The 24,225-nt window shown below is 69.7% G+C and carries 26 protein-coding genes; 11 read left to right on the top strand and 15 right to left on the bottom strand.

Annotated elements, in window-relative coordinates; all coding sequences use genetic code 11:
- Positions 1-23 precede the first annotated feature (23 nt).
- On the bottom strand, positions 24-299 hold the full coding sequence (locus tag CLM62_RS24555; RefSeq protein WP_095752062.1) for a DUF2530 domain-containing protein: 276 nt from the start codon (positions 297-299) through the stop codon (positions 24-26).
- 124 nt (positions 300-423) lie between these two features.
- Between CLM62_RS24555 and CLM62_RS24550 the strand changes: the two genes are divergently transcribed.
- Entirely contained in the window at positions 424-1,875 is a 1,452-nt protein-coding gene (locus CLM62_RS24550) for an NCS2 family permease (RefSeq protein WP_095752061.1), read from the top strand.
- A gap of 98 nt (positions 1,876-1,973) precedes the next feature.
- On the opposite strand, the gene CLM62_RS24545 is transcribed toward CLM62_RS24550, so the two are convergent.
- The gene (locus CLM62_RS24545) at positions 1,974-2,156 is read right to left on the bottom strand and encodes a ribbon-helix-helix protein, CopG family (RefSeq protein ID WP_095752075.1); all 183 of its coding nucleotides are present in this window, start codon (positions 2,154-2,156) and stop codon (positions 1,974-1,976) included.
- A gap of 152 nt (positions 2,157-2,308) precedes the next feature.
- On the opposite strand from CLM62_RS24545, the gene CLM62_RS24540 reads away from it, so the two are divergent.
- Together CLM62_RS24540 and CLM62_RS24535 are read left to right on the top strand one after the other, a co-directional pair.
- Positions 2,309-2,746, top strand: a complete 438-nt coding sequence (locus CLM62_RS24540) for a MarR family winged helix-turn-helix transcriptional regulator (RefSeq protein WP_095752060.1) — start codon at positions 2,309-2,311, stop codon at positions 2,744-2,746.
- Positions 2,747-2,770: 24 nt separating this feature from the next.
- Positions 2,771-4,144 carry an MFS transporter gene (locus CLM62_RS24535; RefSeq protein WP_095752059.1) on the top strand — a complete coding sequence of 458 codons (1,374 nt, stop codon included), beginning with the start codon at positions 2,771-2,773 and terminating at the stop codon, positions 4,142-4,144.
- Positions 4,145-4,168: 24 nt separating this feature from the next.
- On the opposite strand, the gene CLM62_RS24530 is transcribed toward CLM62_RS24535, so the two are convergent.
- Positions 4,169-4,687 (bottom strand): GNAT family N-acetyltransferase, encoded by a 519-nt coding sequence (locus CLM62_RS24530; RefSeq protein WP_095752058.1) that lies wholly within the window; start codon positions 4,685-4,687, stop codon positions 4,169-4,171.
- Positions 4,688-4,748: 61 nt separating this feature from the next.
- Here CLM62_RS24530 and thpR point away from each other — a divergent pair, with 61 nt between their 5' ends.
- A complete protein-coding gene (gene thpR / locus CLM62_RS24525; RefSeq protein ID WP_095752057.1) occupies positions 4,749-5,321 on the top strand; it encodes an RNA 2',3'-cyclic phosphodiesterase in 573 nt (190 codons plus the stop codon).
- A 136-nt stretch (positions 5,322-5,457) separates the two neighbouring features.
- Here thpR and CLM62_RS24520 read toward each other — a convergent pair whose 3' ends face one another.
- Both CLM62_RS24520 and CLM62_RS24515 read right to left on the bottom strand, forming a co-directional pair.
- Positions 5,458-6,450: an aldo/keto reductase gene (locus tag CLM62_RS24520; RefSeq protein WP_095752056.1), complete on the bottom strand. Its 993-nt coding sequence runs from the start codon at positions 6,448-6,450 to the stop codon at positions 5,458-5,460.
- A gap of 210 nt (positions 6,451-6,660) precedes the next feature.
- Positions 6,661-7,245: a Uma2 family endonuclease gene (locus CLM62_RS24515; RefSeq protein ID WP_095752055.1), complete on the bottom strand. Its 585-nt coding sequence runs from the start codon at positions 7,243-7,245 to the stop codon at positions 6,661-6,663.
- Between the two features lie 91 nt (positions 7,246-7,336).
- Between CLM62_RS24515 and CLM62_RS24510 the strand changes: the two genes are divergently transcribed.
- Entirely contained in the window at positions 7,337-8,098 is a 762-nt protein-coding gene (locus tag CLM62_RS24510; RefSeq protein ID WP_095752054.1) for an aminoglycoside adenylyltransferase family protein, read from the top strand.
- Here the strand turns inward: CLM62_RS24510 and CLM62_RS24505 are convergent.
- Positions 8,083-8,760 (bottom strand): SGNH/GDSL hydrolase family protein, encoded by a 678-nt coding sequence (locus CLM62_RS24505; protein ID WP_095752053.1) that lies wholly within the window; start codon positions 8,758-8,760, stop codon positions 8,083-8,085. The two genes, CLM62_RS24510 and CLM62_RS24505, sit on opposite strands and share 16 nt — an antisense overlap.
- 89 nt (positions 8,761-8,849) lie before the next feature.
- Between CLM62_RS24505 and CLM62_RS24500 the strand changes: the two genes are divergently transcribed.
- The gene (locus tag CLM62_RS24500; RefSeq protein WP_095752052.1) at positions 8,850-9,824 is read left to right on the top strand and encodes a hypothetical protein; all 975 of its coding nucleotides are present in this window, start codon (positions 8,850-8,852) and stop codon (positions 9,822-9,824) included.
- A gap of 53 nt (positions 9,825-9,877) precedes the next feature.
- Here CLM62_RS24500 and CLM62_RS24495 read toward each other — a convergent pair whose 3' ends face one another.
- Positions 9,878-10,669 carry a TetR/AcrR family transcriptional regulator gene (locus tag CLM62_RS24495; protein WP_095752051.1) on the bottom strand — a complete coding sequence of 264 codons (792 nt, stop codon included), beginning with the start codon at positions 10,667-10,669 and terminating at the stop codon, positions 9,878-9,880.
- Positions 10,670-10,757: 88 nt separating this feature from the next.
- Between CLM62_RS24495 and CLM62_RS24490 the strand changes: the two genes are divergently transcribed.
- From CLM62_RS24490 to CLM62_RS24480, 3 genes are all read left to right on the top strand, one after another.
- Complete coding sequence (locus CLM62_RS24490; protein WP_095752050.1) at positions 10,758-11,729, top strand: ATP-binding cassette domain-containing protein; 972 nt, start codon at positions 10,758-10,760, stop codon at positions 11,727-11,729.
- Positions 11,726-12,547, top strand: coding sequence for an ABC transporter permease (locus CLM62_RS24485; protein ID WP_095752049.1), 822 nt, complete (start codon positions 11,726-11,728; stop codon positions 12,545-12,547). The genes CLM62_RS24490 and CLM62_RS24485 overlap by 4 nt, the downstream gene beginning before the upstream one ends.
- A 152-nt stretch (positions 12,548-12,699) precedes the next feature.
- Positions 12,700-14,223, top strand: a complete 1,524-nt coding sequence (locus CLM62_RS24480; RefSeq protein ID WP_095752048.1) for a cellulase family glycosylhydrolase — start codon at positions 12,700-12,702, stop codon at positions 14,221-14,223.
- Positions 14,224-14,286: 63 nt separating this feature from the next.
- Here the strand turns inward: CLM62_RS24480 and CLM62_RS24475 are convergent, their stop codons facing one another.
- From CLM62_RS24475 to CLM62_RS24465, 3 genes are all read right to left on the bottom strand, one after another.
- On the bottom strand, positions 14,287-14,562 hold the full coding sequence (locus CLM62_RS24475; RefSeq protein ID WP_095752047.1) for a helix-turn-helix transcriptional regulator: 276 nt from the start codon (positions 14,560-14,562) through the stop codon (positions 14,287-14,289).
- Complete coding sequence (locus CLM62_RS24470; RefSeq protein WP_095752046.1) at positions 14,562-15,056, bottom strand: DUF2975 domain-containing protein; 495 nt, start codon at positions 15,054-15,056, stop codon at positions 14,562-14,564. Before CLM62_RS24470 ends, CLM62_RS24475 begins: the two co-directional genes overlap by 1 nt.
- 62 nt (positions 15,057-15,118) lie before the next feature.
- Positions 15,119-16,204 carry an aldo/keto reductase gene (locus tag CLM62_RS24465; protein WP_095752045.1) on the bottom strand — a complete coding sequence of 362 codons (1,086 nt, stop codon included), beginning with the start codon at positions 16,202-16,204 and terminating at the stop codon, positions 15,119-15,121.
- A gap of 108 nt (positions 16,205-16,312) precedes the next feature.
- On the opposite strand from CLM62_RS24465, the gene CLM62_RS24460 reads away from it, so the two are divergent.
- Complete coding sequence (locus tag CLM62_RS24460) at positions 16,313-16,939, top strand: TetR/AcrR family transcriptional regulator (RefSeq protein WP_095752044.1); 627 nt, start codon at positions 16,313-16,315, stop codon at positions 16,937-16,939.
- A 72-nt stretch (positions 16,940-17,011) separates the two neighbouring features.
- Here the strand turns inward: CLM62_RS24460 and CLM62_RS24455 are convergent, their stop codons facing one another.
- Positions 17,012-20,179, bottom strand: a complete 3,168-nt coding sequence (locus CLM62_RS24455) for an amidohydrolase family protein (RefSeq protein WP_095752043.1) — start codon at positions 20,177-20,179, stop codon at positions 17,012-17,014.
- 276 nt (positions 20,180-20,455) lie between these two features.
- Positions 20,456-21,292, bottom strand: coding sequence for a helix-turn-helix domain-containing protein (locus CLM62_RS24450; RefSeq protein ID WP_095752042.1), 837 nt, complete (start codon positions 21,290-21,292; stop codon positions 20,456-20,458).
- A 113-nt stretch (positions 21,293-21,405) separates the two neighbouring features.
- Between CLM62_RS24450 and CLM62_RS24445 the strand changes: the two genes are divergently transcribed.
- Positions 21,406-22,002, top strand: coding sequence for an NADPH-dependent FMN reductase (locus tag CLM62_RS24445; RefSeq protein ID WP_095752041.1), 597 nt, complete (start codon positions 21,406-21,408; stop codon positions 22,000-22,002).
- A gap of 28 nt (positions 22,003-22,030) precedes the next feature.
- Here CLM62_RS24445 and CLM62_RS51855 read toward each other — a convergent pair whose 3' ends face one another.
- The 3 genes from CLM62_RS51855 to serC form a co-directional block, all read right to left on the bottom strand.
- Positions 22,031-22,597: a HEAT repeat domain-containing protein gene (locus CLM62_RS51855; protein ID WP_257004064.1), complete on the bottom strand. Its 567-nt coding sequence runs from the start codon at positions 22,595-22,597 to the stop codon at positions 22,031-22,033.
- A 5-nt stretch (positions 22,598-22,602) separates the two neighbouring features.
- Positions 22,603-22,869, bottom strand: coding sequence for an ankyrin repeat domain-containing protein (locus tag CLM62_RS51850; RefSeq protein WP_257004063.1), 267 nt, complete (start codon positions 22,867-22,869; stop codon positions 22,603-22,605).
- 180 nt (positions 22,870-23,049) lie between these two features.
- On the bottom strand, positions 23,050-24,168 hold the full coding sequence (gene serC / locus CLM62_RS24435; protein WP_095752039.1) for a phosphoserine transaminase: 1,119 nt from the start codon (positions 24,166-24,168) through the stop codon (positions 23,050-23,052).
- Positions 24,169-24,225 lie beyond the last annotated feature (57 nt).

Here is a 24,225-nt window from a genome sequence, read left to right as displayed (position 1 = left end):
TTACGGCGGTACGGCCCGCCCGGTCACTCGGCAGCGGCAGTCGGCGCGTCCTCCGTGGCCGCCGCCCTCTTGATCGCCGCGTCGCGCTTGCGGACGTACCAGATGCCGATCAGGCCCAGGCCGCCCCCGGCCAGGCAGGTCCACAGCCACCAGGTGTGGCCGTGGTCGTCGAACCAGCCGTAGAAGGGGAGCTGGACCAGGAAGAGGACGAACCAGATGATCGTGCCGCCGGTGACGGTGGCGACGACCGGCCCCTCCAGGGGCTCGGGCGCCTCGTGCTTCGGGGTCCATTTGGCCATGGGGCACAGCTTACGAGGCGATCAGGTCTACGCGCGGAGATGGCCGATCTCGACGTTATACGTTCATACTGAAACGGTTTGTGTCTGATCGCTTCTCTTCGTAGGAACCGGAACCGCCAAAAGCATGTCCACCTCGGCCCCCGCCAAGGTCCCCGCCCCTGAACAGCCGGGAGCCAGGCGCGCATACGGCGCACTCGACCGCTTCTTCAAGATCTCCGAACGAGGCAGCACCCTGCCCCGTGAAATCCGCGGCGGTTTCGCCACCTTCTTCGCGATGGCCTACATCATCGTGCTGAACCCGATCATCCTGGGCAGCGCGAAGGACATGTACGGGCACCAGCTCGACAACGGACAGCTGGTGACGGCGACGGCCGTGACAGCCGCGTTCACCACACTGCTCATGGGTGTCATCGGCAACGTACCGATCGCGCTCGCCGCCGGGCTCGGGGTGAACTCGGTCGTCGCCCTCCAGCTCGCGCCCCGGATGTCCTGGCCCGACGCGATGGGCATGGTCGTCCTCGCCGGGTTCGTCGTCATGCTGCTCGTCGCCACCGGTCTGCGCGAGCGCGTCATGAACGCCGTCCCCTACGACCTCCGCAAGGCCATCTCCATCGGCATCGGCCTGTTCATCATGCTGATCGGCCTCATCGACTCCGGCTTCGTCTCCCGCATCCCGGATGCCGCCCAGACCACCGTCCCGCTCCAGCTCGGCGGCGACGGACATCTGGGCGGCTGGCCGGTCCTCGTCTTCGTCCTGGGTGCCCTGCTCACCCTCGCGCTCATCGTCCGCAAGGTCTCCGGCGCGATCCTCATCTCGATCGTCACGATGACCGTCCTGGCCGTCGTGATCAACGCGGTCGCGGACATCCCCTCCTGGGGGCTCACCACTCCCAAGTGGCCCGGCAACCCCGTCGCCACCCCCGACTTCGGCCTGATCGGCGACGTCAGCCTCTTCGGCGGCTTCGACAAGGTCGGCCTTCTGACCGGCGTCCTCTTCGTCTTCACCGTGCTGCTGTCGTGCTTCTTCGACGCGATGGGCACGATCATGGGTGTCAGCGACGAGGCCGAGCTGACCGACGCGCAGGGCCAGATGCCCGGCATCAACAAGGTCCTCTTCGTCGACGGTCTCGCCGTCGCCGCCGGTGGCGCCGGCTCCTCCTCCGCCACCACCGCCTTCGTCGAGTCCACGGCCGGCGTCGGCGAGGGCGCGCGTACCGGCTTCGCGAACGTCGTCACCGGCGGGCTGTTCGCCGTGGCGCTGTTCCTGACGCCCGTCGCCACGATGGTCCCGTCCCAGGCGGCCACCCCGGCTCTGCTCGCCGTCGGCTTCCTGATCATGGCCGGGTCCGTCAAGGAGATCGACTGGGCCGACCACACGATCGCCATCCCGGCCTTCGTGACGATGGTGATGATGCCGTTCACCTACTCGATCACCAACGGCATCGGCATGGGCTTCATCACCTTCGTGGTGCTGCGCCTGGCGGCCGGGCGCGGCAAGGAGATTCCCGCCGCGATGTACGTCGTGTCCGCCGTGTTCGCCTTCTACTACCTGATGCCGGCGCTCGGTCTCACGTGATCCCGAGGAGCGTGTGATCCCGAGGAGCATGTGATCCCGAGGAGCATGTGATCCCGAGGGTCACGTGACCTCGTACACGTGACCTCGTACAACGTGGGTCACGTGACCCCGTAGAACTTCTCCGTCTCGTCCACGGCGGCCTGGAACCGCTCGTCGAAGTCGTCACGGACGAGCGTGCGGACCACATAGTCCTGGACGCTCATTCCCCTTTTCGCCGCGTGGTGCCGGAGCCGCTCGAGCAGCTCCCCGTCTATCCGCAAGCTCAGCACGCTGGTCCCCATGGACACGAGGGTCGCGGTCGTGTGCCGGGTGGCGTTCACTTTCCGCCACCGTCTCACTCGTATGGGTGATGATCAGGTTTTCGTGGTCAGTGTCACGGGAATCCCTGTGCGCGCCAGCTTGTTTAGCGAGAGTAATGAGTTACCCTAAAGAGATGCCGGACCTTACACATGGCGACGACGCTGCCGCCGTGAACTCCCTTCGCTCCGCCGTGATGCGGTTGTCCCGTCGGCTCAAGCACCAGCGGGTCGACGAGTCGCTGAGCCCCACCGAGATGTCGGTGCTCGGCACCCTGTCCACCTACGGCAGGGCCACCCCGGGCGAGCTCGCCCGCAAGGAGCACGTCCAGCCGCCCTCGATGACCCGCATCGTGGCGCTGCTCGAGGCCAAGGGGCTGGTCCGCCTGGAGCCGCACCCCGAGGACCGGCGCCAGAAGGTCGTCACGAAGACCGAGCAGGCCGAGGCGATGCTCGAGGAGAGCCGCCGTAAGCGCAACGCCTTCCTGGCCACCCTGGTCGACGGCCTCGACGAGGACGAGTGGGCGAAGCTGCGCGCCGCCGCCCCGGTGCTGGAGAAGCTGGCACACCTGTAAGCAGCGACGAGGAGGCGAGCCCTTTTGAGTACGGGATCCGGAGCAGACTCCGCCCCCGCACCTACCCACCACGATTCCCAGACCGCTCCCGACACCCCCTGCAAGTCGTCGATGTTCAGCTCCCTGAAGGTCAGGAACTACCGCCTGTTCTTCATGGGCCAGGTCGTCTCCAACATCGGCACCTGGATGCAGCGCATCGCCCAGGACTGGCTCGTTCTCAGCCTCACCGGCTCCTCGGCCGCCGTCGGCATAACGACGGCTCTGCAGTTCCTGCCGATGCTGCTCTTCGGCCTCTACGGCGGTGTCCTGGTCGACCGCCTGCGCAAGCGCCCCACGCTGCTCGTCACGCAGTCCGCGATGGCCCTCACCGCGATCGCCCTCGCCGTGCTGACCCTCACCGGCCAGGTCCAGGTCTGGCACGTCTACGTCGCCGCCTTCGCCGTAGGCCTCGCGACCGTCGTCGACAACCCGGCCCGCCAGTCCTTCGTCTCGGAACTGGTCGGCCCCGGCCAGCTGCAGAACGCGGTCAGCCTGAACTCGGCCAACTTCCAGTCCGCCCGCCTGGTCGGCCCCGCCGTCGCCGGCCTGATGATCACCGGCGTGGGCACGGGCTGGGCGTTCCTCTTCAACGGCCTGTCCTTCGTCGCGCCCCTCACCGGCCTGCTGCTGATGCGCTCGCGTGACCTGCACGCCGTGGAGCGGGCACCGCGCGGGAAGGGGCAGTTGCGGGAGGGCGTCCGCTACGTCACCGGCCGGCCCGAGCTGATCTGGCCGATCGTCCTGGTCGGGTTCGTCGGCACCTTCGCCTTCAACTTCCCCGTCTACCTCTCGGCCTTCGCGGACGACGTGTTCCACGCGGGCGCGGGCGCCTACAGCATGTTCAACACGCTGATGGCGGTCGGCTCCGTGGCCGGCGCCCTGCTCGCCGCGCGGCGCGGCACCGCCCGGCTACGGCTGCTGATCGCGGCCGCGATCGCCTTCGGCGCGCTGGAGATCCTGGCGGCCATGACGCCGACGCTGTGGCTGTTCGCCCTGCTCATGATCCCGCTCGGCCTCTTCGGCATGACGGTCAACGTCACCACGAACACCAGCATCCAGATGACCACCGAGCCGGCCATGCGCGGCCGTGTCATGGCCCTGTACATGATGGTCTTCCTGGGCGGCTCGCCGGTCGGCGCCCCGATCGTCGGCTGGATCACCGACACCTACGGCGCCCGGGTGGGCCTCGCCGCAGGCGGCGCCGTAGCCGCCATCGCCGCCGCGGTGATCGGCCTGATCCTGGCCCGCGTCGGCAACCTAAGGCTGTCGGTCGGCTGGAACGGCGGCCATCCGCACGTCCGCTTCGTTCCGCGCGAGCAGCGGGAGGAGCGGGACGAGCAGCTGGCGACGGTGGCGTGAGAAAGGCAGGGGCCCGGAGGCGGACTACACCCTCCGGGCCAGCACCTGTCCCGGCCACCCGTCCCTGCCCGTGAAGGCCTCGGTACGGGTGAAGCCCTGGCTCTCGTAGTAACGCACCAGCTTGCCGTCGTCGCCGGCGTAGCAGTCGACCCGCAACAGGGACACCCCCGCCCGCCTCGTCTCCTCGGCGGCGTGCGCGAGCAGGGCGCTGCCCAGGCCGTGGCCCTTGAAGCGGCGGTCGGAGGCGAGCCAGTGGATGTAGCGCTCGGGCTCGCCGGGCGGCGCGAGGTGGGACAGGTAGGCGCCGGCCGAGTCGGTGAGGGTGAGGGTGGCGGCCGGCACGCCGTCGGCCTCGGCGATGTACACATCGCCCTCGTCCATGTACCGGGCGACCGACTCCACGGTATTCGGGCTCTCCGACAGAGGCTTCGTCCCCCACTGGCCGGGGCGCCCCTGCTCGACGAGCCACTCCACGCAGCTGTCGAGCATGCTGAGTATCACGGGGATGTCGTCGGGGCCGCCATCTCTGATGATGATCTCCATGGAGGCAGACTAAGCGGCTCCGGAGCCGCTTAGGTGACCGTTCCCTGGAAGGGTGACGTCCATGAGACTCTTCGCCGCCGTGCTGCCCCCCGAGGAAGTGAACCGCGAACTCGCCGCCGAGATCGCCCAGTTGAGGAAACTGCCCGGCGCGGACGACCTGCGCTGGACCGGCCGCCCCGGCTGGCACTTCACCCTCGCGTTCTACGGCGAGGTCGACGACGACCTCGTACCGGACCTGTCGGCGAGGCTGGGGCGTGCGGCGCACCGTACGCCGCCGTTCCCGCTGGCGCTGCGCGGCGGTGGCCAGTTCGGGCACGGCCGCGCGCTCTGGGCGGGCGCGGAGGGCGACCTGCCGGCCCTGGGTCTGCTGGCGGACCGGGCGGAGTCGGCGGCGCGTAAGGCGGGCGTACCGATGGGGGAGCACCGCCGTTACAAGGCCCACCTGACGGTGGCCCGCAGCCGGGAGGACATCGCCGTACGGCCGTATCTGGAGGCCCTGAAGACCTTCACGAGCCGTACGTGGACGGTGGACGAGCTGGTCCTGGTCCGCAGCAACCTGCCGAGGTCGGGGGTGCCGGGGGAGCAGCCCCGCTACGAGGCGGTCGCCCGCTGGGCCCTCGGGGCGGCCGGTTAGGCTCGAAGGCGTGGACCCGAAAACCCGGAACCGGATCATGGCCGGTGTGCTTGTGCTGATGCTCGTGGTGGTCGCGGTGGCGGCGGCGGTCGGCGGGTAACCGACCGCCCCCGCCTTGCTGTGCCCTGGCCGGGCGCTACCAGGCGAAGGCCTCCGGGGAGGGCCCCGGGCCCGGGAAGATCTCGTCCAGGCCGGCCAGCAGCTCCGCGCTCAGCTCCAGCTCGACCGCGCGCAGCGCGGACTCGAGCTGCTCGGCGGTGCGCGGCCCGACGATCGGCCCGGTCACGCCGGGCCGGGTCAGCAGCCAGGCCAGCGCGGCCTCGCCGGGCTCCACTCCGTGCTTCTCCAGCAGGTCCTCGTACGACTGGATCTGCGCACGTGCGGCGGGGTCGTTGAGCGCGTCGGCCGCCCGTCCGGAGGTACGGCGTCCGCCCTGGACCTCCTTCTTGATCACACCGCCGAGCAGACCGCCGTGCAGCGGCGACCAGGGGATGAAGCCCGCCCCGTACTCCTGCGCGGCCGGGATGACCTCCATCTCGGCACGCCGCTCGGCGAGGTTGTACAGACACTGCTCGCTGACGAGCCCGATGGTCCCGCCGCGCCGCCCGGCTGTCTCATTGGCCTGGGCGATCTTGTAGCCGGGGAAGTTGCTGGAGCCGACGTACAGGATCTTCCCCTGCTGCACCAGCACATCGATGGCCTGCCAGATCTCCTCCATGGGAGTGTTCCGGTCGACGTGATGGAACTGGTAGAGGTCGATGTAGTCGGTCTGCAGCCGCTTCAGCGAAGCGTCGACGGCGCGCCGGATGTTGAGAGCGGACAGCTTGTCGTGGTTGGGCCAGGCCTCGCCGTCCCCGGCCATGTTGCCGTACACCTTGGTGGCGAGCACGACCTTGTCGCGCCGCTCGCCGCCCTTGGCGAACCAGTTGCCGATGATGCTCTCGGTACGGCCCTTGTTCTCGCCCCAGCCGTACACGTTGGCGGTGTCGAAGAAGTTGATGCCCGCGTCCAGCGCGGCGTCCATGATGGCGTGGCTGTCGGATTCGTCGGTCTGCGGACCGAAGTTCATCGTCCCGAGGACGAGTCGGCTGACCTTGAGTCCCGTGCGTCCGAGCTGCGTGTACTTCATGACTGCCTAGCCAACGGCTTGGAGTGCGCTCTATGCAAGCGTGCTTTCCTCGACGTTCTCCGTACGCCGTACAGCACTTGTTGGCGCGGGGCAGGGTGAGGGTGAACAACTCCCGCTCTGCACGGTCCAGTTCCACGCCGTCCTCGGGTCCGCCGAACAGCAGCGCGTACAGCACGTCCTTGGCCTGTACAGCAACTTGGCCCGGTGTCGTCAGTCGCGGGGGAACTCGTCGGTGCTGAGGGTGAGGCCGAGGTGGGTGGTGGTCATGTCGACGTCGGTGCCGAAGACGACAGTGAGTTCGCTGGCGTAGTCGCCGTTCTTGGGCTGGGTGTAGAGGTGGCACTTGCCCTGGTAGGGGTCGGCGATGAGGTAGACGGGGACTTCGGCGACGGCGTAGGCGGTCTTCTTGGGGCCGTAGTCGTTCTGGGCTGTGCTCTTCGAGATGACCTCGGCGACGAACTGCACATCCTGGCAGCGCCAGAGCCCCACCGGGGTCTTCTCGGCGCCTTCGGCCACGAGGGTCACGTCGGAGGCGAAGCCGTTGAGGTGGCCTGGGTAGTCGACGCGGACGTCCGACTTCAGACGCTTACGCGGGTACTTGGTGCGCAGCTGTTCGTAGATGTCGGCGATGATCTCCCAGTGCGTGTCCCGCTGCGGCGACATGAAGATGGCCCCCTCGACGATCTCGACCTTGTAGCCCTCGGGGGTGGTCCGCTCAAGCGACTCGAACAGCTCGTCCAAGGTCAGCTCGCCGTTTTCCTCGGCCATCTCGATCCTGTCTTCAAGGACGGTCATCGTGGCGCTCCTCCCCGGCTGCCCCTCGGACACGTGCAGCCGCGCAGTACAACGATACGCACGGTGACCAGGACACTGAGAGGAAAGCCACATGCCAGACCCCAACGCGCCGCACCTCGTGCCGCTCGTCCGACGGGTCCTCGGCGACGACAACATCCTCGGCATCTACCTCCACGGCTCCGCCGTCCTCACCGGCCTCCGCCCCCACAGCGACATCGACGTCCTGGTCGTCGTACGCCGACAGACCACCCACGACGAACGCCGGGCCCTTCTCGGTGAGTTGCTCAAGGTGTCCGGCGGCACAAAGGCACGCCCCGTCGAGCTGATCGTCGTAGTGCAGTCGGACGTACGGCCCTGGCGCTACCCGCCGAACTGCGAGTTCCTGTACGGCGAATGGCTGCGCGCCGACTTCGAGCGCGGTACCGTCCCCGCCCCCGGGCCCAGCCCCGACCTCGCCCCCCTCCTCACCATGGTCCTGCAGGGCGACACCCCCCTCTACGGCCCTCCACCCGCCGACGTCCTCGACCCCGTCCCGCACGACGACCTCAGGCGCGCCATCGTCGCCGGCGTGCCGCAGCTCATGAACGAGTTGCTCTCCGACACCCGCAACGTGCTCCTCACCCTCGCCCGGATCTGGACCACGCTCACCACGGGCACGATCCGTTCCAAGGACGCGGCCGCCGACTGGGTGCTCGAGCGGCTGCCGGACGAGCACCGGCCCGTGCTGGCGCACGCCCGAGCCGTCTACCTCGGTGAAGAGCAGGAGCACTGGGACCGGGACGACCTGCGCCCCGCCGTCCGCCCCTGCGCCGACTTCCTCCTCCGGGCCATCGAGGATCAGTGGGCCGCGTAGGGCTCCCCCATCCCCCAGCCCTGATACAGGGCGTCCGCGAACGCCCCCGCGATCTTGTGCTCACCGCTCGCGTTGGGATGCGTGCCGTCGTACGTATCGGTGTCGATGTCGTACGACGGCGGAATCGACGCCAGCAGCAGCGGCGAGCGGGGTTCGTCCAGGTCCGCCACGGTCTTCGCCAGCAGCTCGTTGAAACGGTCGACCTGCGCGGCGAAGGACGCGTCCGACGCGGCCCGGATGTTCGGGATCACCGGGAGCATGACCATCCGCACGCGCGGCCTGGCCGCCCGGGCCTCGGCCACGAACTCCCGTGCGTTCTGCGCCGTCTGCTCCGCGTTCGTGTAGAAGCCGAGGTCGATCAGACCCAAGGAGATCAGCAGGACATCCGCCCGGCAGCCCCGCACCGCCTCCCCGATCAACGGAGCCATGTGCAGCCAGCCCTCGCCCCAACCAGCCAGGTGGGCGCGGGGGAAGTCCGGTTCGGCGTACGCGTACGACGTCGGCGCGTCCGCGGCCTTGTCGTACAGCGTCTCGCGCGGTCCGACCAGGGCGAACGGGCCGCCGTATGTCGTGCACAGGTGCCGCCACATCCGGTAGCGCCACGTGTGGTCGCCCGCGCTCCCGATCGTCATGGAGTCGCCGACCGGCATGATCCTGAGCATCCGCTCATCATGGGGGATCACGGAGGCGGGCGGGGTGTGAGTCCGACCACGCGCCGTGAAACGCCGACCGGGATGGCACGCTTGACGGCATGCGCCGACCCTTCGCTCTCCTCGCCGGAATCCTGCTCGTGGGTGCGTTCGCCGTGCCCGCCTCCGCCGCCGACGGCGACAAGAGCTTCACCATCAGGGACACGCGCATCACCGAGTCCAGCGGCCTCGCCGCCTCACGTCAGCACCCGGGCATCTACTGGACGCACAACGACCAGGACAAGGGCGCCTACCTCTACGCCGTCGACAGCAGCACCGGCGAGACCGTCGCGACGATCACCATGACCGGTGTGGGCACGCCACGTGATGTCGAGGGGATCGCCATGGGCCCCGACAACCAGCTCTATGTCGGCGACATCGGCGACAATTTCGGCGGTCGGTGGCCCTACGTGTGGGTCTACAAGCTCCCCGAGCCCAAGACGCTCAAGGACCAGACGATCCGGGCCACGCAGTACGTCGTGAAGTACTCCGACGGCCCCCGGGACGCCGAGTCGCTCGTCGTGCACCCCAAGACCGGGCGCGTCTACATCATCGACAAGAAGGAGAACGGCGGGCATCTCTACGAGGGCCCGGCCAAGCTCTCCCCCTCCGGCAGCAACATCTTCAAGCCCATCGCCCCTGTCGACCTGTGGGCCACCGACGCCGCCTTCTCCCCGGACGGCCGACGGCTCGCCGTACGCGGCTACCTAGGCGGCATCTGGTACGACTGGAACGCCGGGAAGATCAAGCGGGAGGGGCGGCTCAGCGTGCCCCTTCAGGGGCAGGGGGAGTCCGTCAGCTACTCGGCCGACGGTACGAAGGTCATGTACGGCAGCGAGGGCACGGACAGCCCGGTGACGGCGGAGGACGCGCCCGGCGACAGTGGCTCCGAGTCGCCGTCCGGCAGCGGGGGTTCGGGGGCGTCGGACACCTCGGACGGTTCCGGCGGCGACGGCAACGTCAAGGTGGGTGCGATCGCCCTGGCCGTCGCTTTCGTTGCGCTGCTGGGTTTCCGGCGGATGCGGCGCCGGGGGTAGGTCACTCGTCGACATCCATAGACATCCATAGACATTCGTAGGCCACTCGCAGGTCACTCCTCCTCCCGCCGCCGGGCCACGAACACCTCCAGCCCGTCCAGGATCCGCTGCAGCCCGAACTCGAAGTGGTCGAAGTCGGGTCCGAAGGTGTCCTCGGAGAGGGAGGCCATGACCGGGTAGCGGCCCGACGCCAGGACCTTCTCCAGCGTCGGCACCTGGGCCTGCCAGAACTCCGCGTCCGTGAGGCCGGTCCGGCGCTCCGCCTCCTCCTGGTACACCTGCGTGCGCGCGGCGCCGACGACGTACCCGTCGATCGCGATGATCGCCGAGACCAGTTCGGGGTCGGTCAGTCCCATCGGCCTGATGCGTGAGAGCACCTTTTCCATGCCGTCGAGCGCGCTCGGGCCGAGGATCGGGCGGGACTGGTTGACCTGGAGCAGCCAGGGGTGGCGGCGGTAGAGGTCGAGGGTCGCGCGGCCCAGGGCCTCCAGGGCGGCGCGCCAGCCTCCGTCGCCGAGGTCCGCCGGGTCCTCGGACGGCTTCTGGACGCGGTCCAGCATCAGGTCGAGCAGCTCGCCCTTGCCGGGGACGTAGCGGTACAGCGACATCGTGCCGGTGCCGAGCTCGGCGGCGACGCGGCGCATCGACACCGCCTCCAGGCCCTCGGTGTCCGCGACCCGGACGGCCGCTTCCACGATCTGGTCCAGCGTCAGGGTCGGCTTGGGGCCGCGGCTGGGGCGCCGGCCGGTGTCCCACAGCAGCTGGAGGGTGCGCTCGATGTCGCCGCTGCCACTGGTTTCCGTACCGCCGCCGGCAGTGCCGCTGCCGCCCTTGCCGCTCGTCATGCGATTCAGCTTAGGTCCTGAAGAAAAAACTGGGTACGGCGTACGCGCAATCGGGTACGGTGTACTCAGTTACCTAGGGAGGGAATCCATGGAGGGGTACGCCGTAGAGGCACAAGCCCTGGAGAAGCGCTACGGCGAGAAGCGCGCTCTCGACGGCTTCGACCTGGCAGTCCGTGAGGGCACCGTGCACGGCCTGCTCGGGCCGAACGGCGCCGGGAAGACCACCGCCGTCCGCATCCTGTCCACGCTCGTCCGACTGGACGGCGGCCGTGCGACGGTGGCCGGACTGGACGTGGCCCGGCAGCCGCGCGAGGTGCGCGCCCGGATCGGGCTCACCGGGCAGTACGCGGCCGTGGACGAGGTGCTCACCGGCCGGCAGAACCTGGAGATGTTCGGTCGCCTGTTCCACCTCGGCGGCAAGCGGGCCAAGCTGCGGGCCACCGAACTGCTGGAGCAGTTCGACCTGACCGACGCCGGCGACAAGGGCGTCGGCGGCTACAGCGGCGGCATGCGGCGGCGTCTCGACCTCGCCGCCTCGATGATCCTCGCGCCGGCCGTCCTGTTCCTCGACGAGCCGACGACGGGCCTCGACCCCCGTAGCCGGGGTGAGGTCTGGGAGTCCGTACGGGCGTTGGTGGCGAGCGGCACGACCGTGCTGCTGACCACGCAGTACCTGGAGGAGGCCGACAAGCTGGCCTCGCACATCACCGTCATCGATCAGGGGCGTGCCATCGCCGACGACACCCCGGACGGGCTGAAGAACCGGATCGGCGGCGACCGTATCGAGGTCGTGGTCGCCGAGCGGTCCGAGATACCGCGCGTGGTGAAGGTGGTCGCCCGGGTCTCGGACGGCGAACCCGAGGCGGACGAGAGCGAGTTGCGGGTGCACGCCCCGGTGACCGACCGGGTCCTGGCGCTGACGGAGGTGGCGCGCACCCTGCAGGACGAGGGCGTCCGGGTCGAGGACATCGGGCTGCGCAGGCCGAGCCTGGACGACGTGTTCCTGCGCCTGACCGGACACCGGACGGACGTGTCGAACGCGAAGGAGGCCGCCGCGTGAGCGCCGTCGACTTGAGCTCGCCGGGCACGGGTGGCCGTACGTACTGGCTGCTCGCCGACTGCTGGAACATCGTCCGGCGCGGACTGACCCACTACCAGCGCCAACCGATCAACATAGCCTGGCAGTTGGGCTTCCCGATCCTGTCCGTCCTGCTCTACGGCTATGTCTTCGGCAGCGCCATGCAGGTGCCCGGCGGCGGGGACTACAAGGACTTCCTGATGCCCGGGATGTTCGTGATGACGATGGCGTTCGGCTTCATCAACACCGCCACCGTTGTCGTCTACGACTCCACCAAGGGCGTCATCGACCGCTTCCGCTCCATGCCGATGGCCTCGTCCGCGGTGGTCGCCGGGCGCGGGGTGACCGATCTGATCGTCGCCTGCGCGGAGTTGGGGATCATGATGCTCACGGCGCTGGCCATGGGCTGGCGGCCGGACGGGGGCTGGGGCTTCCTGGCCGCGTTCGGGCTGCTGCTGTGGCTGCGGTTCGCGCTGATCTGGATCGGGGTGTGGCTGGGGCTGCTCGTGCCCAACCCGGAGGCGGCGGGCGGCCTGTTCGCGGTCGCCTTCCCCCTCACGATGATCTCCAGCATCTTCGTCGCGCCCCAGCTCATGCCGGACTGGCTGGGCTGGGTGGCGGCCTGGAACCCGATCTCCTCCACGGCGGCGGCCGCCCGCGAGCTGTTCGGGACGCCGGTCGGCGGCGGTGACTCGTGGGTCGAGGAGCATGCGCTGCTGATGGCGGGGGTGTGGCCGGTGGTGCTGACGCTGATCTTCTTGCCGCTCGCGGTACGGCGGTTCCAGAAGCTGAGCCGGTGACGTCCGCCCGGTGCGCGGCAGTGAACATTCCGCGCACCGGGCGACGTCAGTTCTCTTGACGTGTCCATGCGAGCTGTCTTCTATGGGGGAGGCGGGAAGTGGGAGCGCTCCCACTCGTTCCGGGCCCGCGCCTCCCGAGAGGAAGCAGCGACATGTTCCGCAGCTTGCGAAGAGCGCTGTGCGCGGTGGCCGCCGCGCTCCTGTTACCGCTGGGGGCCGGCGCGCAGACGGCCCACGCGGCGGAGCCCGGCGCCGGCTACTGGCACACCAGCGGTCGGCAGATCCTGGACGCGGCCGGGCAGCCGGTCCGTATCGCCGGGATCAACTGGTTCGGCTTCGAGACCGCCAACCATGTCACCCACGGCCTGTGGGCCCGCGACTACAAGAGCATGATCGACCAGATGAAGTCGCTGGGCTACAACACCATCCGCCTGCCCTTCAGCGACGACATCCTCAAGCCCGGCACCATGCCGGACAGCATCAACTTCGACGGCAAGAACACCGATCTGCGAGGGCTGACGTCCTTACAGGTCCTCGACAAGATCGTCGCGTACGCGGGTCAGGGCGGCCTGAAGGTCGTCCTGGACCGCCACCGCCCGGACGCGGCCGGTCAGTCGGCGCTCTGGTACACGTCGGCGGTGCCCGAGTCGACGTGGATCAACAACCTCAAGGCCCTGGCCACCCGCTACAAGGGCAACCCCACCGTCATCGGCATCGACCTGCACAACGAGCCGCACGACCCCGCCTGCTGGGGCTGCGGCGACACGGCGAGGGACTGGCGTCTGGCGGCCGAACGGGCGGGCAACGCGGTGCTGGCCGCCAACCCCGACCTGCTGATCTTCGTAGAGGGCGTGCAGACCTTCAACGGCGTCTCCGGCTGGTGGGGCGGCAACCTGATGGGCGTCGCCCAGTACCCGGTCCGCCTCGACGTGCCGAACCGGCTGGTGTACTCCGCCCACGACTACGCCACCAGCGTGGCCCAGCAGAGCTGGTTCAACGACCCGTCGTTCCCCGCGAACATGCCGGGCATCTGGGACAAGTACTGGGGCTACATCTTCAAGCAGAACATCGCGCCGGTGTGGGTCGGCGAGTTCGGTACGACGCTCCAGTCGACGGTGGACCAGAGATGGCTGTCCGCGCTGGTGACGTACCTGCGCTCCACATCGACGTACGGCGCCGACTCCTTCCACTGGACCTTCTGGTCCTGGAACCCCAACTCCGGTGACACGGGCGGGATCCTGAAGGACGACTGGCAGTCGGTGGACACGGTGAAGGACGGCTACCTGGCGAGCATCAAGGCACCGGGCTTTCCGGCCGGTGGAGGCGGGCCCGGGGGTCCGGGTGACCCCGGGGGTCCCGGCGGCCCCGGCGGTACGGCCGCCTGCACCGCCGCGTACACCGTCAGCAGCGACTGGGGCGGCGGCTTCAACGCCGAGGTGAAGGTGACCAACTCGGGCACGACACCGCTCAAGTCCTGGAAGGTGACGTGGACGTGGCCGGGCGCACAGAAGGTCACCAGCATGTGGAACGCGTCGTACACGCAGACGGGTGGCACCGTCACCGCGTCGAACGCCGACCACAACGGGGCGGTCGCGGTGGGCGGTTCGGCCGGATTCGGATTCGGGGGTGCGCCTGGGGGCGGGGGAGTGCCGAGTGTGAGTTGTACGGGGACGTGACCGGGGAGTGAGATGGGGGCGCCCGGTGTTCGCGGGGCGCCCCCGTCGACGTACGGAAGGTCTTCACTCGTCAGCAGACGCCCGGTCGGCCCCGGTCACCGTCGCGGGCGGCTGAGGTCGCCCGTCAGCGGCGCCCTCCGCCTCCCAGCGCAGCAGATCCCCCGGCTGGCACTCGAGCACCTCGCAGAGCGCGGCGAGCGTGGTGAACCGCACTGCCTTGGCGCGGCCGTTCTTGAGCACCGCCAGATTGGCGGGCGTGATCCCGACGCGGTCCGCGAGCTCGCCCACGGACATCTTCCGCTTGGCCAGCATCACGTCGATGTCGACGGCGATCGGCATCAGATCACCTCTGCCAGCTCGGCCCGCATCCGCGTCGCCTCGACGTCGCGCGCGACGGCCTGGGCGAGCAGCATCCGCAGCACGAGCACGATGAGCGCGACCCCGAGGATGGCCACGACGGCCCCGCCCACCAGCAGGACAACGCCCGGTGCGACGGCCTCGCCCGGCGCCAGCAGTACCCCGAGCGTGAACATCAGGAGGGCGGCCGCCACCAGAGCGCCGATCACCACGTGCACGTACCGGAAGGCGGCGTGGGAGAACACGGTGCCATGTCGCACCATCGTCACCAGCCGCCATACGCAGAGCAGGACGACCTGGGCCGTCACGATGCCCAGCACGAGGATCACGAGGAACAAGCCGGGCGGGTACGCGAGGTCCGCGGCGACCTCCACGTCGCCGACCAGCAGCGGCACCATCACGGCCTGCACGACCAGCGAGCCGGCGAGCAGCACCACCAGCACGGCGCGCAGGGCGAGCACTGTCAGCTTTCCCATCGCCTCTCCTTCACCTCGTATTCGATCGAGCTACGATGGAAATCTATCGATTCTCGATAGCTTCAGCAAGCCGTCGAGCCGGACAAGGGGCAAGCTGGAGCTGTGAACCGACGAGAGCTCACTGGTGGGTTGAGACGGGCGAAGGCTTCCTGGCGTTGATAGGGGAAGTACGGGTAGGGCGCTGTTTTGCCGCTTGCCGCATCGAGTCTCGCCATCTGGTCGGGCGTGAGTGTCCAGCCGACGGCGCCGAGGTTCTGACGGAGCTGCTTCTCGTCGCGTGCGCCGATGATGACGGAGGAGACGGTCGGCCGCTGAAGCAGCCAGTTGATGGCGATTTGCGGAATCTCTCTGCCGGTCTCCTGCGCGATCTCGTCGAGGGCGTCGACCACGCGGTAGAGGTGTTCGTCCTCGACCGGCGGGCCGTAGTCGGCGGTGCTGTGCAGTCGGCTGGTGGCCGGTAGCGGCTGGCCGCGGCGGACTTTACCGGTGAGCCGTCCCCAGCCGAGCGGGCTCCAGATGACTGCCCCGACGCCCTGATCGAGCCCGAGGGGCATCAGCTCCCATTCGTAGTCGCGGCCGACGAGGGAGTAGTAGACCTGGTGTGCGACGTAGCGCGGGTGGCCGTACCGCTCCGCGATCGCGAGGGACTTCATCGTCTGCCAGCCGGAGAAGTTGGAGACTCCGAGGTAGCGAACCTTCCCCGCTCGAACGAGGTCGTCGAGCGCGGACAGGACTTCCTCGATCGGCGTGCCGGCGTCGAAGGCGTGCAGCTGGAACAGGTCGATGTAGTCGGTGCCGAGCCGGCGCAGCGCGTCCTCGCACGCGGTGATCAGGCGCGAGCGGGAGGAGCCCGCATCGCCTGGGCCGTCGCCCATCGGCAGGCTGGTCTTGGTGGACACGATCGCCTGGTCCCTGCGGCCTTTGAGTGCTTCGCCGAGGACCTCCTCGGACGCGCCACCGGAGTAGACGTCCGCGGTGTCGAACATCGTGATCCCGGCGTCCAGGCAGATGTCCACAAGGCGGCGTGCTTCTCTCGCGTCAGTGGTGCCCCAGGCGCCGAACAGTGGTCCTTGGCCTGCGAAGGTGCCGGCGCCGAAGCTCAGTGCGGGCACCTTGAGTCCGGAGGCACCCAGTCGCCTGTACTCCATGGTTGGTCCTCTTTCGTCAGCCGGCCAACTACCTAACGGTTCTCTGGTTCCGTTAGTGTGCCGGTAAACGTAGCAGAGGCGAGTGATTAACGAAACTGGAGTCCCGTTATGGGCTTTGAGAGTGCGGATCCGGGAACCGTCCGGCCGGGAGGGCGCACGGCACGGGTGCGGGCGGCGGTGCTGGAGGCGGCTGGGGACACCCTGGCGGAGCGGGGCTTCGCCCACCTGGACCTCGCCGACATCGCGCGCCGCGCCGAAGTGGGCAAGACGACCGTCTATCGGCGCTGGGGAACGGTGAACGGCCTGGTGGCCGACCTGCTCATGGACATGGCCGAACAGTCACTGCCGCGCACGGAGACCGGCTCGCTCCTCGGCGACCTCAAGGCCAACGCCCGGCTCGTGCAGCGCACTTTGGCCGACCCGCGGCAGGGAGCACTGTTCAAAGCGGTGATCGCGGCAGCCACCTGCGAGTCGAAGACGGCCGAGGCCCTGCACCGCTTCTACGACATCCGCGTCAAGGAGTGGGCACCCTGCGTCGAGCAGGCCATCGACCGGGGGGAGGTACCTGAGGGCACCGATGCCCGCGAGGTGATCCGTGCTGTCTCCGCTCCTCTCTACTACCGCCTGCTGACCAGCGGCGACAGCCTCGACGAGGCCGCCGCGGACCGGGCCGCCGAGGCAGCCGTGGTCGCGGCGCGCGCGGGAGCGTACGTGCGGGGCGAGGGAGGTCCCTGAGGCTCCCGGGTACGCCAAGACGGTGCTCGACCGGGTGTGCGAAGGCTCCGTCGGACCGGAACACCCGAATCCTCAGCAGCAGGAGTGGGGTATGTGCTCCTCCCGGTGCCACCAGAAACCGTCGCGGGCCGGTTGCTGAGGTACGTCGGGCAGGGCGGCGTTGCGGACGGCCGTCCGACTCTGCTTCGTCGCGGTCGCGGTCGCAGTTCCAGTCCCAGTCCCGGTCCCAGTCGCCGTCAGGTCCCTGACGGTGTGCGGGACACCGCCGACGACGACCTGGCGTACGGCGGCCGCGGCCGCGATGTCCGTCGTCGGATCACCCTCGACGAGGACGAGGTCGGCCAGCTTGCCCGGCTCGACGGTGCCGAGTCGGTCGGACAGGCCCAGGGTGCGGGCGCCTTGGACGGTGGCGGAGCGCAGTGCCTCGTACGGGCTGACGCCGTGGCGGACCATGGTCTGCAGGTTGAGGTGGTAGTAGACGCCGGGCGGGACGAGCGGGCTGTCGGTGCCGACGGCGACGTGGGCGCCCTGTTCGACCAGGCGGCGCACGGTCTCGCCGTGCCGGGCGACGAAGGCGAGTTCGGCGGTCGGCTCGTCGGCCAGCGCCGCCTCGATGCCCTCGCGCAGCTCCGCGTACTCGGCGGCGGTGAGCAGGGAGGTCAGCCGAGTGTCGTCCAGAGCCCACTGCGCGTAGCGGTAGAGGGCGGCCCGTACGGCGGACAGGCCGAGGCCGGAAAGCCCGAAGGTGGGCGTGAACGCCATGCCGCTCGCGGCCAGCGGGCCGGTGACGTCCTGGTAGCTGTGGCCGAGGTGGGTCTCCTTCTGGCGGCGGCCGTAGCGGCTGGTGCCGCCGATGTGCTCGACGCCGTCGGCGCCCAGGCCGAGCGGGCCGAACAGGTAGTGCGACGTGGTCCGCAGGCCGATCCGGTGGGCGGCCCGGGCGGCCTTGCGCTGGAGGGCGTAGGGCAGCCGGACGTACGTCTTGACCATGTCGTGGCCGAGGGCGCGGGCCTTGCCGATCTCGCGGAGCAGCTGCTCGTCGTCGGTGACCGGGCGGCCTGAGGAGTAGTAGACGCGGGAGCCGTCGACGAGGTCGCCGGCGGCGAAGACGCGGGGGCCGGTGCGGCGGCCGGAGGTCAGGGCCTCCTTGGCCTCTACGGCCGCGTAGTGCGCGGTGCCGGGTGAGCGCAGCGCGGTGATGCCGAAGGAGAGCCACAGGCGCATGAGTTCGTTGCGCTCCCAGGGACCGTGTTCGTGGACGGCGACGAAGCCGGGCAGCACCGTCAGGCCGCGGGCGTCGACGACCTTGTCCCCGGCGCGGACGGGACGCTCGCCGCGCGGGGTGACGGCGGCGATGCGGTGACCGTCGAGGAGGATGTCGACGTCGCGCCGCAGGCCGGGGCCGGTGCCGTCCCAGAGGGCACCGGCCTGGACGACCGTACGGCCGGTGGGCAGTGCCGGGCGCCAGGTGAGCCGGAGCGGGACGGCGGAGGTCGTTCCGGCGGGCGTGGTGAGGCGGAGGCGGCCGTCGGAGAGGTAGAGCAGGGAGGCGGAGTCGCCGCTCCAGCTGGGCGCGTCGGCGGTCTCGGTGCTGACCTGCCGGGCGGTGCCGGTGGTGCGGCCGTCGGCGTCGAGGTCGCTGATGTGGAGGGTGCCGTTCGCGATGTACGCCGTCCTGGTGCCGTCGGGCGAGTGGACGGGGCCCGCGTCGATGCGGTTGGCGAGGGAGCCGCCGGGGAGGGGCTCGCTGTAGTGGGCCTGGCCGGTGGTGAGGTCGACGGTGAGGATCCGGTTGCGGCCCTCGCGGTAGCGCGGGGTGACGGGGACAAGGACGGCGGCGGACAGGCGCTTTCCGTCGGCGGTGAAGGTGGGGCGGCCGGGGGCGTTCAGCGGACCGGCCACCTTGCGGACGGCGCCGGAGGCGAGCTCCAGGGTGCGGAGGGTGGCGCCCTCGGAGACGAAGGCGACGGTGGTGCCGTCCGGGCTGACGGCGGGCGCGGCGGCGGACAGGTCGGTGTCGGTGAGGCGGCGCCGGGCGCGGGTGTCGAGGTCGTACCGCCACAGTGCGATGCCACCGTCGCGGTCGCTGACGTATACGAGCCCGCGGCCGTCCGGTGTCCAGGCAGGGTCGGTGTTGCGGTGCCCGTCGGCGACGACCGCCTCGGGTGCCCGGCCGCGGCGCATGATCCACAGGTCGCCGAGGGCGCCGAAGGCGACGCTGCGGCCGTCCGGGGACAGCGCGGGCCCGACGACGCCCTTCACCTGACGGTCACCGGCACCGTCGAAGTCCCGTGCGGCGGCGGGCCGTTCGGTGACCTTGGGGACGGTGACACGGGCGCTGAACGGTACGTCCTCGACGGTGCCGCCCCGGAGCGTACGGCGGCGGAGGCGCCCGTCGGCGGTGTAGAGGAGCTGATCCGGGCCGGCCCAGCGGGCGGCGAAGGGGAACACGTCCTCGCCGTCGCCGGACACGGTCTCGCCGTCGACGATGAGCGCGGTGCCGGTGCTGGTGAGGTGGACGTGGGCGAGGCGGCTGCCGTCGGGCGAGAAGGACGGCCCGGCGAGACGGCCTTCGGTGACCTTGGCGAGGGTGGTACGCGTGCCGTCGGCGGTGACCTGGTCGATGACCTGCGGGGCGTCACCCGTTCCCGTGGTGAAGGCGATCGCCGTGCCGTCCGGTGTCCAGCAGGGCTGGCCCTCCTGGGCGGTGCCGGTGGTCCAGACGGTGGCCTCGCCGCTGTCGACGTCGACGACGTGGACCGCGTACCGGCCATCCCTCTCGGCGGCGCAGGCGATCCGGGTGCCGTCGGGCGAGAAGCGCGGCTCGCGGTGGTCGGCGTCACCGGAGGTGAGCTGCCGCCGCCCGGTCCCGTCGGCGTTCATCAGCCACAGCTGGAAGACGCCGTCGGTGTACGCCTGGTAGACGATCCGGCGGCCGTCCGGCGAGAAGTCCGGCTCGCTCGCCTCCTCCTCGACACCGGTGAGCGGCACGGCGTCACCACCCTCGGCGGGCAGCGTCCACAACAGGTTCAGCAGGTCCAGGACGACGGTCCGCCCGTCCGGGGCAAGCGCGGCGGAGGCGTTGGTCACCTCCGTGACGGTCACGTCGACGGCACGCGCGCCCGTCCCACCGTCCACGGCCGGGGAGGCCCACGCCGGAGTCCCCTGACCGTTCAACACCCCTGCCGCCGCGGCGAGTCCCGCTCCCCGCTTGATGAGCGCACGACGTGTCAGTCCCACTGGTCCACACCTCTCCGCAGATTTCGATGCACCCTACAGATGAGGTCAGTCCCACGGAACAGCCCGTTCCGCTCTGTTCCCGCCACGCAATATCCCCTTCACACAAGGGAGTTGGCGTCCGCAGTGAACAAACCCGACCGCAGCGAGCCAACCCACGACAAAGGGCGCCCGGTTCTCACCGGGCGCCCTCAGCGTCGTACCGCTCGAAACGGCCACGGCTTCTCGATCGCATGGTCGACGCACTTCGTCAGTGCGCCGCCGACCCACGGCAACCGATTACGAGATGGCCCGGAGCCTGCCGTGGGGCCGGCGGCGGAGTTGGTCGACGGCCTGGGCCGTCTTCTCGTCCGCGGGGAGGAAGACGACCAGTTGCTGGGCGTCCGAGGAGAGTTCGAGTGTCTCGCGGAGCAGCTGAAGTTCGCAGCCGGAGGGGTGGTTGAGGCGGAGAGTTCCGCGTCGCGGAACCACGTGACGGTTCATGCGGCGTGTGAAGTCGGGGCCGGCGACGGGGGCGAGTTCCGCGGTGAACCACTCGTGGTTCTCGAGGGAGGGTCCGAGCCAGAGGTCGAAGGCCTGCTCGTCCGCGACGTCGTCCCAGTCGGCGAAGAACGTCCGGGCGCGGGGGTCGGTGAAGACGTAACGGGTGAGGTTCGGGGCGTCGGAGTCGAGCAGTCCGGTTCCGCTCGTCACCGACTCGTAGCCGCTGGAGTGGGCGAGGACGTCGCCCAGCCGGTTGGTCACCAGGGCGATCCCCGGTTCAAGGAGGCGGAGTGTCTGAAGGACCGACGGACGGACGTCCCGGCGCGGTGGTGCGGGCCGGGCGTGAGCGGAACACTCGCCGCCGGTGATCTTCGAGAGGTAGCGCAGGTGGTCGCGTTCCGCGGGGTCGAGGCTGAGCCCATCGGCAAGCGCGTTCACCACGGCTATCGAGGGATAGCGGTCACGGCCCTGTTCGATACGGGTCAGGTATTCGACGCTGATACCGGCCCGCGCGGCGAGATCCGAGCGTCGTAGACCCGGTGACCGACGGCGGCCGTGAACGGGCAGTCCCAGCGATTCCGGCTGGATGCTGTCGCGCTTGGCCCGGACGAAATCCCCTAACGGCGTTCCCATGCCGTGAGCATACGGCGCCGCCCGGTGACCGCGGGACTGCTCAGGCTGGCCCTGCGGGGGCCAGCCTGAGCACGGTCTGGCTGGAGCCATGGCACGGCCCGATCGTGGTGGGCATGGAGAAGAACGAGCACAAGCTGGTGATCATCGTCGGAAGCGTCCGGGAAGGACGGTTCGGCCCGGTCGTGGCCTCGTGGGTCGCCGAACAGGCAGGCATGCACGGTGGTTTCGAGATCGATGTCGTCGATCTGGCCGAGATCGACATCCCGTTGGAGCTGCCCGCCGCATCGCCGAAGTACGCCGGCGACGATTACCCCCGCCCGGCCGGGATGGCGGCCCTGACGTCGGCTCTGGAGGACGCCGACGCGTTCCTCGTCGTCACACCGGAGTACAACCACAGCTATCCCGCGTCGCTGAAGGCGGCCATCGACTGGCACTTCACCCAGTGGACGGCCAAGCCGGTGGCCTTCGTCAGCTACGGTGGTGCAGCCGGTGGCCGGCACGCGGTGCTGCATCTGGAGAACGTGCTGACCGAGCTGCACGCGGTGACGATTCGCGACGGTCTCGCCTTTCCGAACTACTTCACGGCGTGGCAGGACGGCCGACCCCTCGACCCTGAGGCCCCCGGGTACGCCAAGACGCTGCTCGACCAGTTGGCCTGGTGGGCGGGCGCGCTCCGGTCGGCGCGCGCCGCCGCTCCCTATCCGGCGTGAACGTATCCGCGCCGGCCCTTGCCGGTCCTCAGCCGGCAGGCGGGTTGTCACTCCCCTCCATCCGCTCCCTCCACCGCCAGAACTCGTGGGGCCGGTGATCGTGCTCGAAACCGGCACCGAGAGGCCCCACGCGCTCGATCGCCTCCTCGGTACGCGGATCGTCGCGCCGGGCGAGACCGTAGGCGGCGTCCAGCCGTACGAGTTGCTCGTCATCGTCGATCAACGCCGCCAAGGCGTCGGCGACGGCGGGCGTGCGGGCCCTGGACGCGGCCAGGACTGACGCGGCCGCACCCCGCGTACCGGCATCCGGGTCTTCGACCATGAGGAGCAGCGCCCGAATGATCTCCGGGAGGAGCTCATCGTCCCGCATGCCCTCCCGGCACGCCGCGATCCGAACGTCGGCGTCCGGGTCCCGGGTGAGAGTGAGCAACGCGGCCCTGGCCGCGGGGCTGAGAGGGGCGTACGTGCCATACGTGGCGTACGTGGAGAGGGCGTAGGGAACTTCGCGGCGCACGCGGGGGTCGGGATGGTCGACGTAACGGAGCCCTATGGCCTCCTGGTCGGGATGCTCGCACCCGATGAAGAGATCGAGCACCTTCGTCAGGATCTCGCTGTCCGTTTCTTCGGCCGCCCAGGCGGCGAGGAGGAGTGGTCCGCTCCGCCCTCCACCAACGCTTCGGCGACCGGCGCGTCGTACCCCGCGACGGCCACGCACAGCACCGGCAGTCCGCCCGCGTCCCCGGCGTCGGGATCCGCGCCCCTGTCCAACAGCGCCCGCACCTCGTCGGCGGTCCCCGCCCGAACTGCCGCGACGAGCTGACCGTCGTATCCCGTCGATGTCCCGCCTGCTGGCCCACCCTCGCCCATGCTCCTGCCCCGATTTCCTTGGTGAGGTAGCGATTGGCAGATGTGTTCCACCCCCGCGAGGAAAAACCCCAGGTCACGGGTCGCTCCGGTGGAACACATCTGCCAATCGCTCACAACGCCAAAGGGCGCCCACGTCTCGCCGGGCGCCCTCAGCGTCGTACCGAAAACAGACCGAAACGGCTACAGCTGGCCGATGACGTAGTCGACGCACTTCGTCAGCGCCTCGACGTCCGCGGGGTCGATCGCCGGGAACATCGCGATGCGGAGCTGGTTGCGGCCCAGCTTGCGGTAGGGCTCGGTGTCGACGATTCCGTTGGCGCGCAGGACCTTGGCGACGGCTGCCGCGTCGATCTCGTCGGCGAAGTCGATCGTGCCGATGACCTGGGAGCGCTTGGCGGGGTCGCTGACGAACGGGGTGGCGTACTTGGACTCTTCCGCCCAGCTGTAGAGGCGGGTCGAGGAGTCCTTCGTGCGGGCCGTGGACCAGGCGAGGCCGCCCTGGCCGTTGATCCACTCCAGCTGGTCGTTGAGGAGGAAGAGGGTGGCCAGCGCCGGGGTGTTGTACGTCTGGTTCTTGCGGGAGTTGTCGATCGCCGTGGGGAGGGAGAAGAACTCCGGGACGTGGCGGCCCGACGCGTGGACGCGTTCCGCTCGCTCCAGCGCGGCCGGGGAGAACACGCCGATCCACAGGCCGCCGTCGGAGGCGAAGGACTTCTGCGGGGCGAAGTAGTAGACGTCGGTCTCGGCGATGTCGACCGGGAGGCCGCCCGCGCCGGAGGTGGCGTCCACCAGAACGAGGGACCCGGCGTCCGCGCCCTCGACCCGCTTCACGGGCGCCGCCACACCGGTGGACGTCTCGTTGTGGGTGAAGGCGTATACGTCGACGCCCGCCTCGGCCTGCGGCTCCGGGTGCGTGCCGGGGTCGCTGGAGATGACGGTGGGCTCGGCGAGCCAGGGGGCGAGCTTGGCGGCCTTGGCGAACTTGGAGGAGAACTCGCCGAAGCTGAGGTGCTGCGACTTGTTCTCGATCAGGCCGTGGGTCGCGATGTCCCAGAAGGCGGTGGAGCCGCCGTTGCCGAGGACGACCTCGTAGCCCTCGGGAAGCCGGAACAGCTCGGTGATGCCCTCGCGGACCTTGCCGACCAGGTTCTTGACCGGGGCCTGGCGGTGGGAGGTGCCCATGAGGGAGGTGCCGGTCGCGGCCAGCGCGTCCAGCGCTTCCGTCCGCACCTTGGAGGGGCCCGCGCCGAAGCGTCCGTCGGCGGGCTTGATGTCAGCGGGAATCTGGATCTCAGCCACGAAGGGAGGGTAGCCGGTGGGGGAAACCTGGTCGAAACGTAGTCCGTCGGGTGAGAC

The sequence above is a fragment of the Streptomyces sp. SA15 genome (assembly GCF_002291145.1).
Taxonomy (GTDB): Bacteria; Actinomycetota; Actinomycetes; order Streptomycetales; family Streptomycetaceae; genus Streptomyces.
Note: the sequence above shows the minus strand (reverse complement) of the source record. Positions and strands in the feature narration are given on the sequence as shown.

Coding starts and splice junctions, on each gene's coding strand:
- CLM62_RS24500 (WP_095752052.1), top strand. CDS start 8,850: ATGCGCCGACCCTTCGCTCTCCTCGCCGGAATCCTGCTCGTGGGTGCG.
- CLM62_RS24505 (WP_095752053.1), bottom strand. CDS start 8,760: ATGCTCAGGATCATGCCGGTCGGCGACTCCATGACGATCGGGAGCGCG.
- CLM62_RS24445 (WP_095752041.1), top strand. CDS start 21,406: ATGGAGAAGAACGAGCACAAGCTGGTGATCATCGTCGGAAGCGTCCGG.
- CLM62_RS24495 (WP_095752051.1), bottom strand. CDS start 10,669: ATGACGAGCGGCAAGGGCGGCAGCGGCACTGCCGGCGGCGGTACGGAA.
- CLM62_RS24540 (WP_095752060.1), top strand. CDS start 2,309: ATGCCGGACCTTACACATGGCGACGACGCTGCCGCCGTGAACTCCCTT.
- CLM62_RS24545 (WP_095752075.1), bottom strand. CDS start 2,156: ATGGGGACCAGCGTGCTGAGCTTGCGGATAGACGGGGAGCTGCTCGAG.
- CLM62_RS51850 (WP_257004063.1), bottom strand. CDS start 22,869: ATGGGCGAGGGTGGGCCAGCAGGCGGGACATCGACGGGATACGACGGT.
- CLM62_RS24515 (WP_095752055.1), bottom strand. CDS start 7,245: ATGACCGTCCTTGAAGACAGGATCGAGATGGCCGAGGAAAACGGCGAG.
- CLM62_RS24520 (WP_095752056.1), bottom strand. CDS start 6,450: ATGAAGTACACGCAGCTCGGACGCACGGGACTCAAGGTCAGCCGACTC.
- CLM62_RS24555 (WP_095752062.1), bottom strand. CDS start 299: ATGGCCAAATGGACCCCGAAGCACGAGGCGCCCGAGCCCCTGGAGGGG.
- CLM62_RS24475 (WP_095752047.1), bottom strand. CDS start 14,562: ATGCCGATCGCCGTCGACATCGACGTGATGCTGGCCAAGCGGAAGATG.
- CLM62_RS24465 (WP_095752045.1), bottom strand. CDS start 16,204: ATGGAGTACAGGCGACTGGGTGCCTCCGGACTCAAGGTGCCCGCACTG.
- thpR (WP_095752057.1), top strand. CDS start 4,749: ATGAGACTCTTCGCCGCCGTGCTGCCCCCCGAGGAAGTGAACCGCGAA.
- CLM62_RS24490 (WP_095752050.1), top strand. CDS start 10,758: ATGGAGGGGTACGCCGTAGAGGCACAAGCCCTGGAGAAGCGCTACGGC.
- CLM62_RS24470 (WP_095752046.1), bottom strand. CDS start 15,056: ATGGGAAAGCTGACAGTGCTCGCCCTGCGCGCCGTGCTGGTGGTGCTG.
- CLM62_RS24530 (WP_095752058.1), bottom strand. CDS start 4,687: ATGGAGATCATCATCAGAGATGGCGGCCCCGACGACATCCCCGTGATA.
- CLM62_RS24460 (WP_095752044.1), top strand. CDS start 16,313: ATGGGCTTTGAGAGTGCGGATCCGGGAACCGTCCGGCCGGGAGGGCGC.
- CLM62_RS24450 (WP_095752042.1), bottom strand. CDS start 21,292: ATGGGAACGCCGTTAGGGGATTTCGTCCGGGCCAAGCGCGACAGCATC.
- CLM62_RS24550 (WP_095752061.1), top strand. CDS start 424: ATGTCCACCTCGGCCCCCGCCAAGGTCCCCGCCCCTGAACAGCCGGGA.
- CLM62_RS24510 (WP_095752054.1), top strand. CDS start 7,337: ATGCCAGACCCCAACGCGCCGCACCTCGTGCCGCTCGTCCGACGGGTC.
- CLM62_RS24480 (WP_095752048.1), top strand. CDS start 12,700: ATGTTCCGCAGCTTGCGAAGAGCGCTGTGCGCGGTGGCCGCCGCGCTC.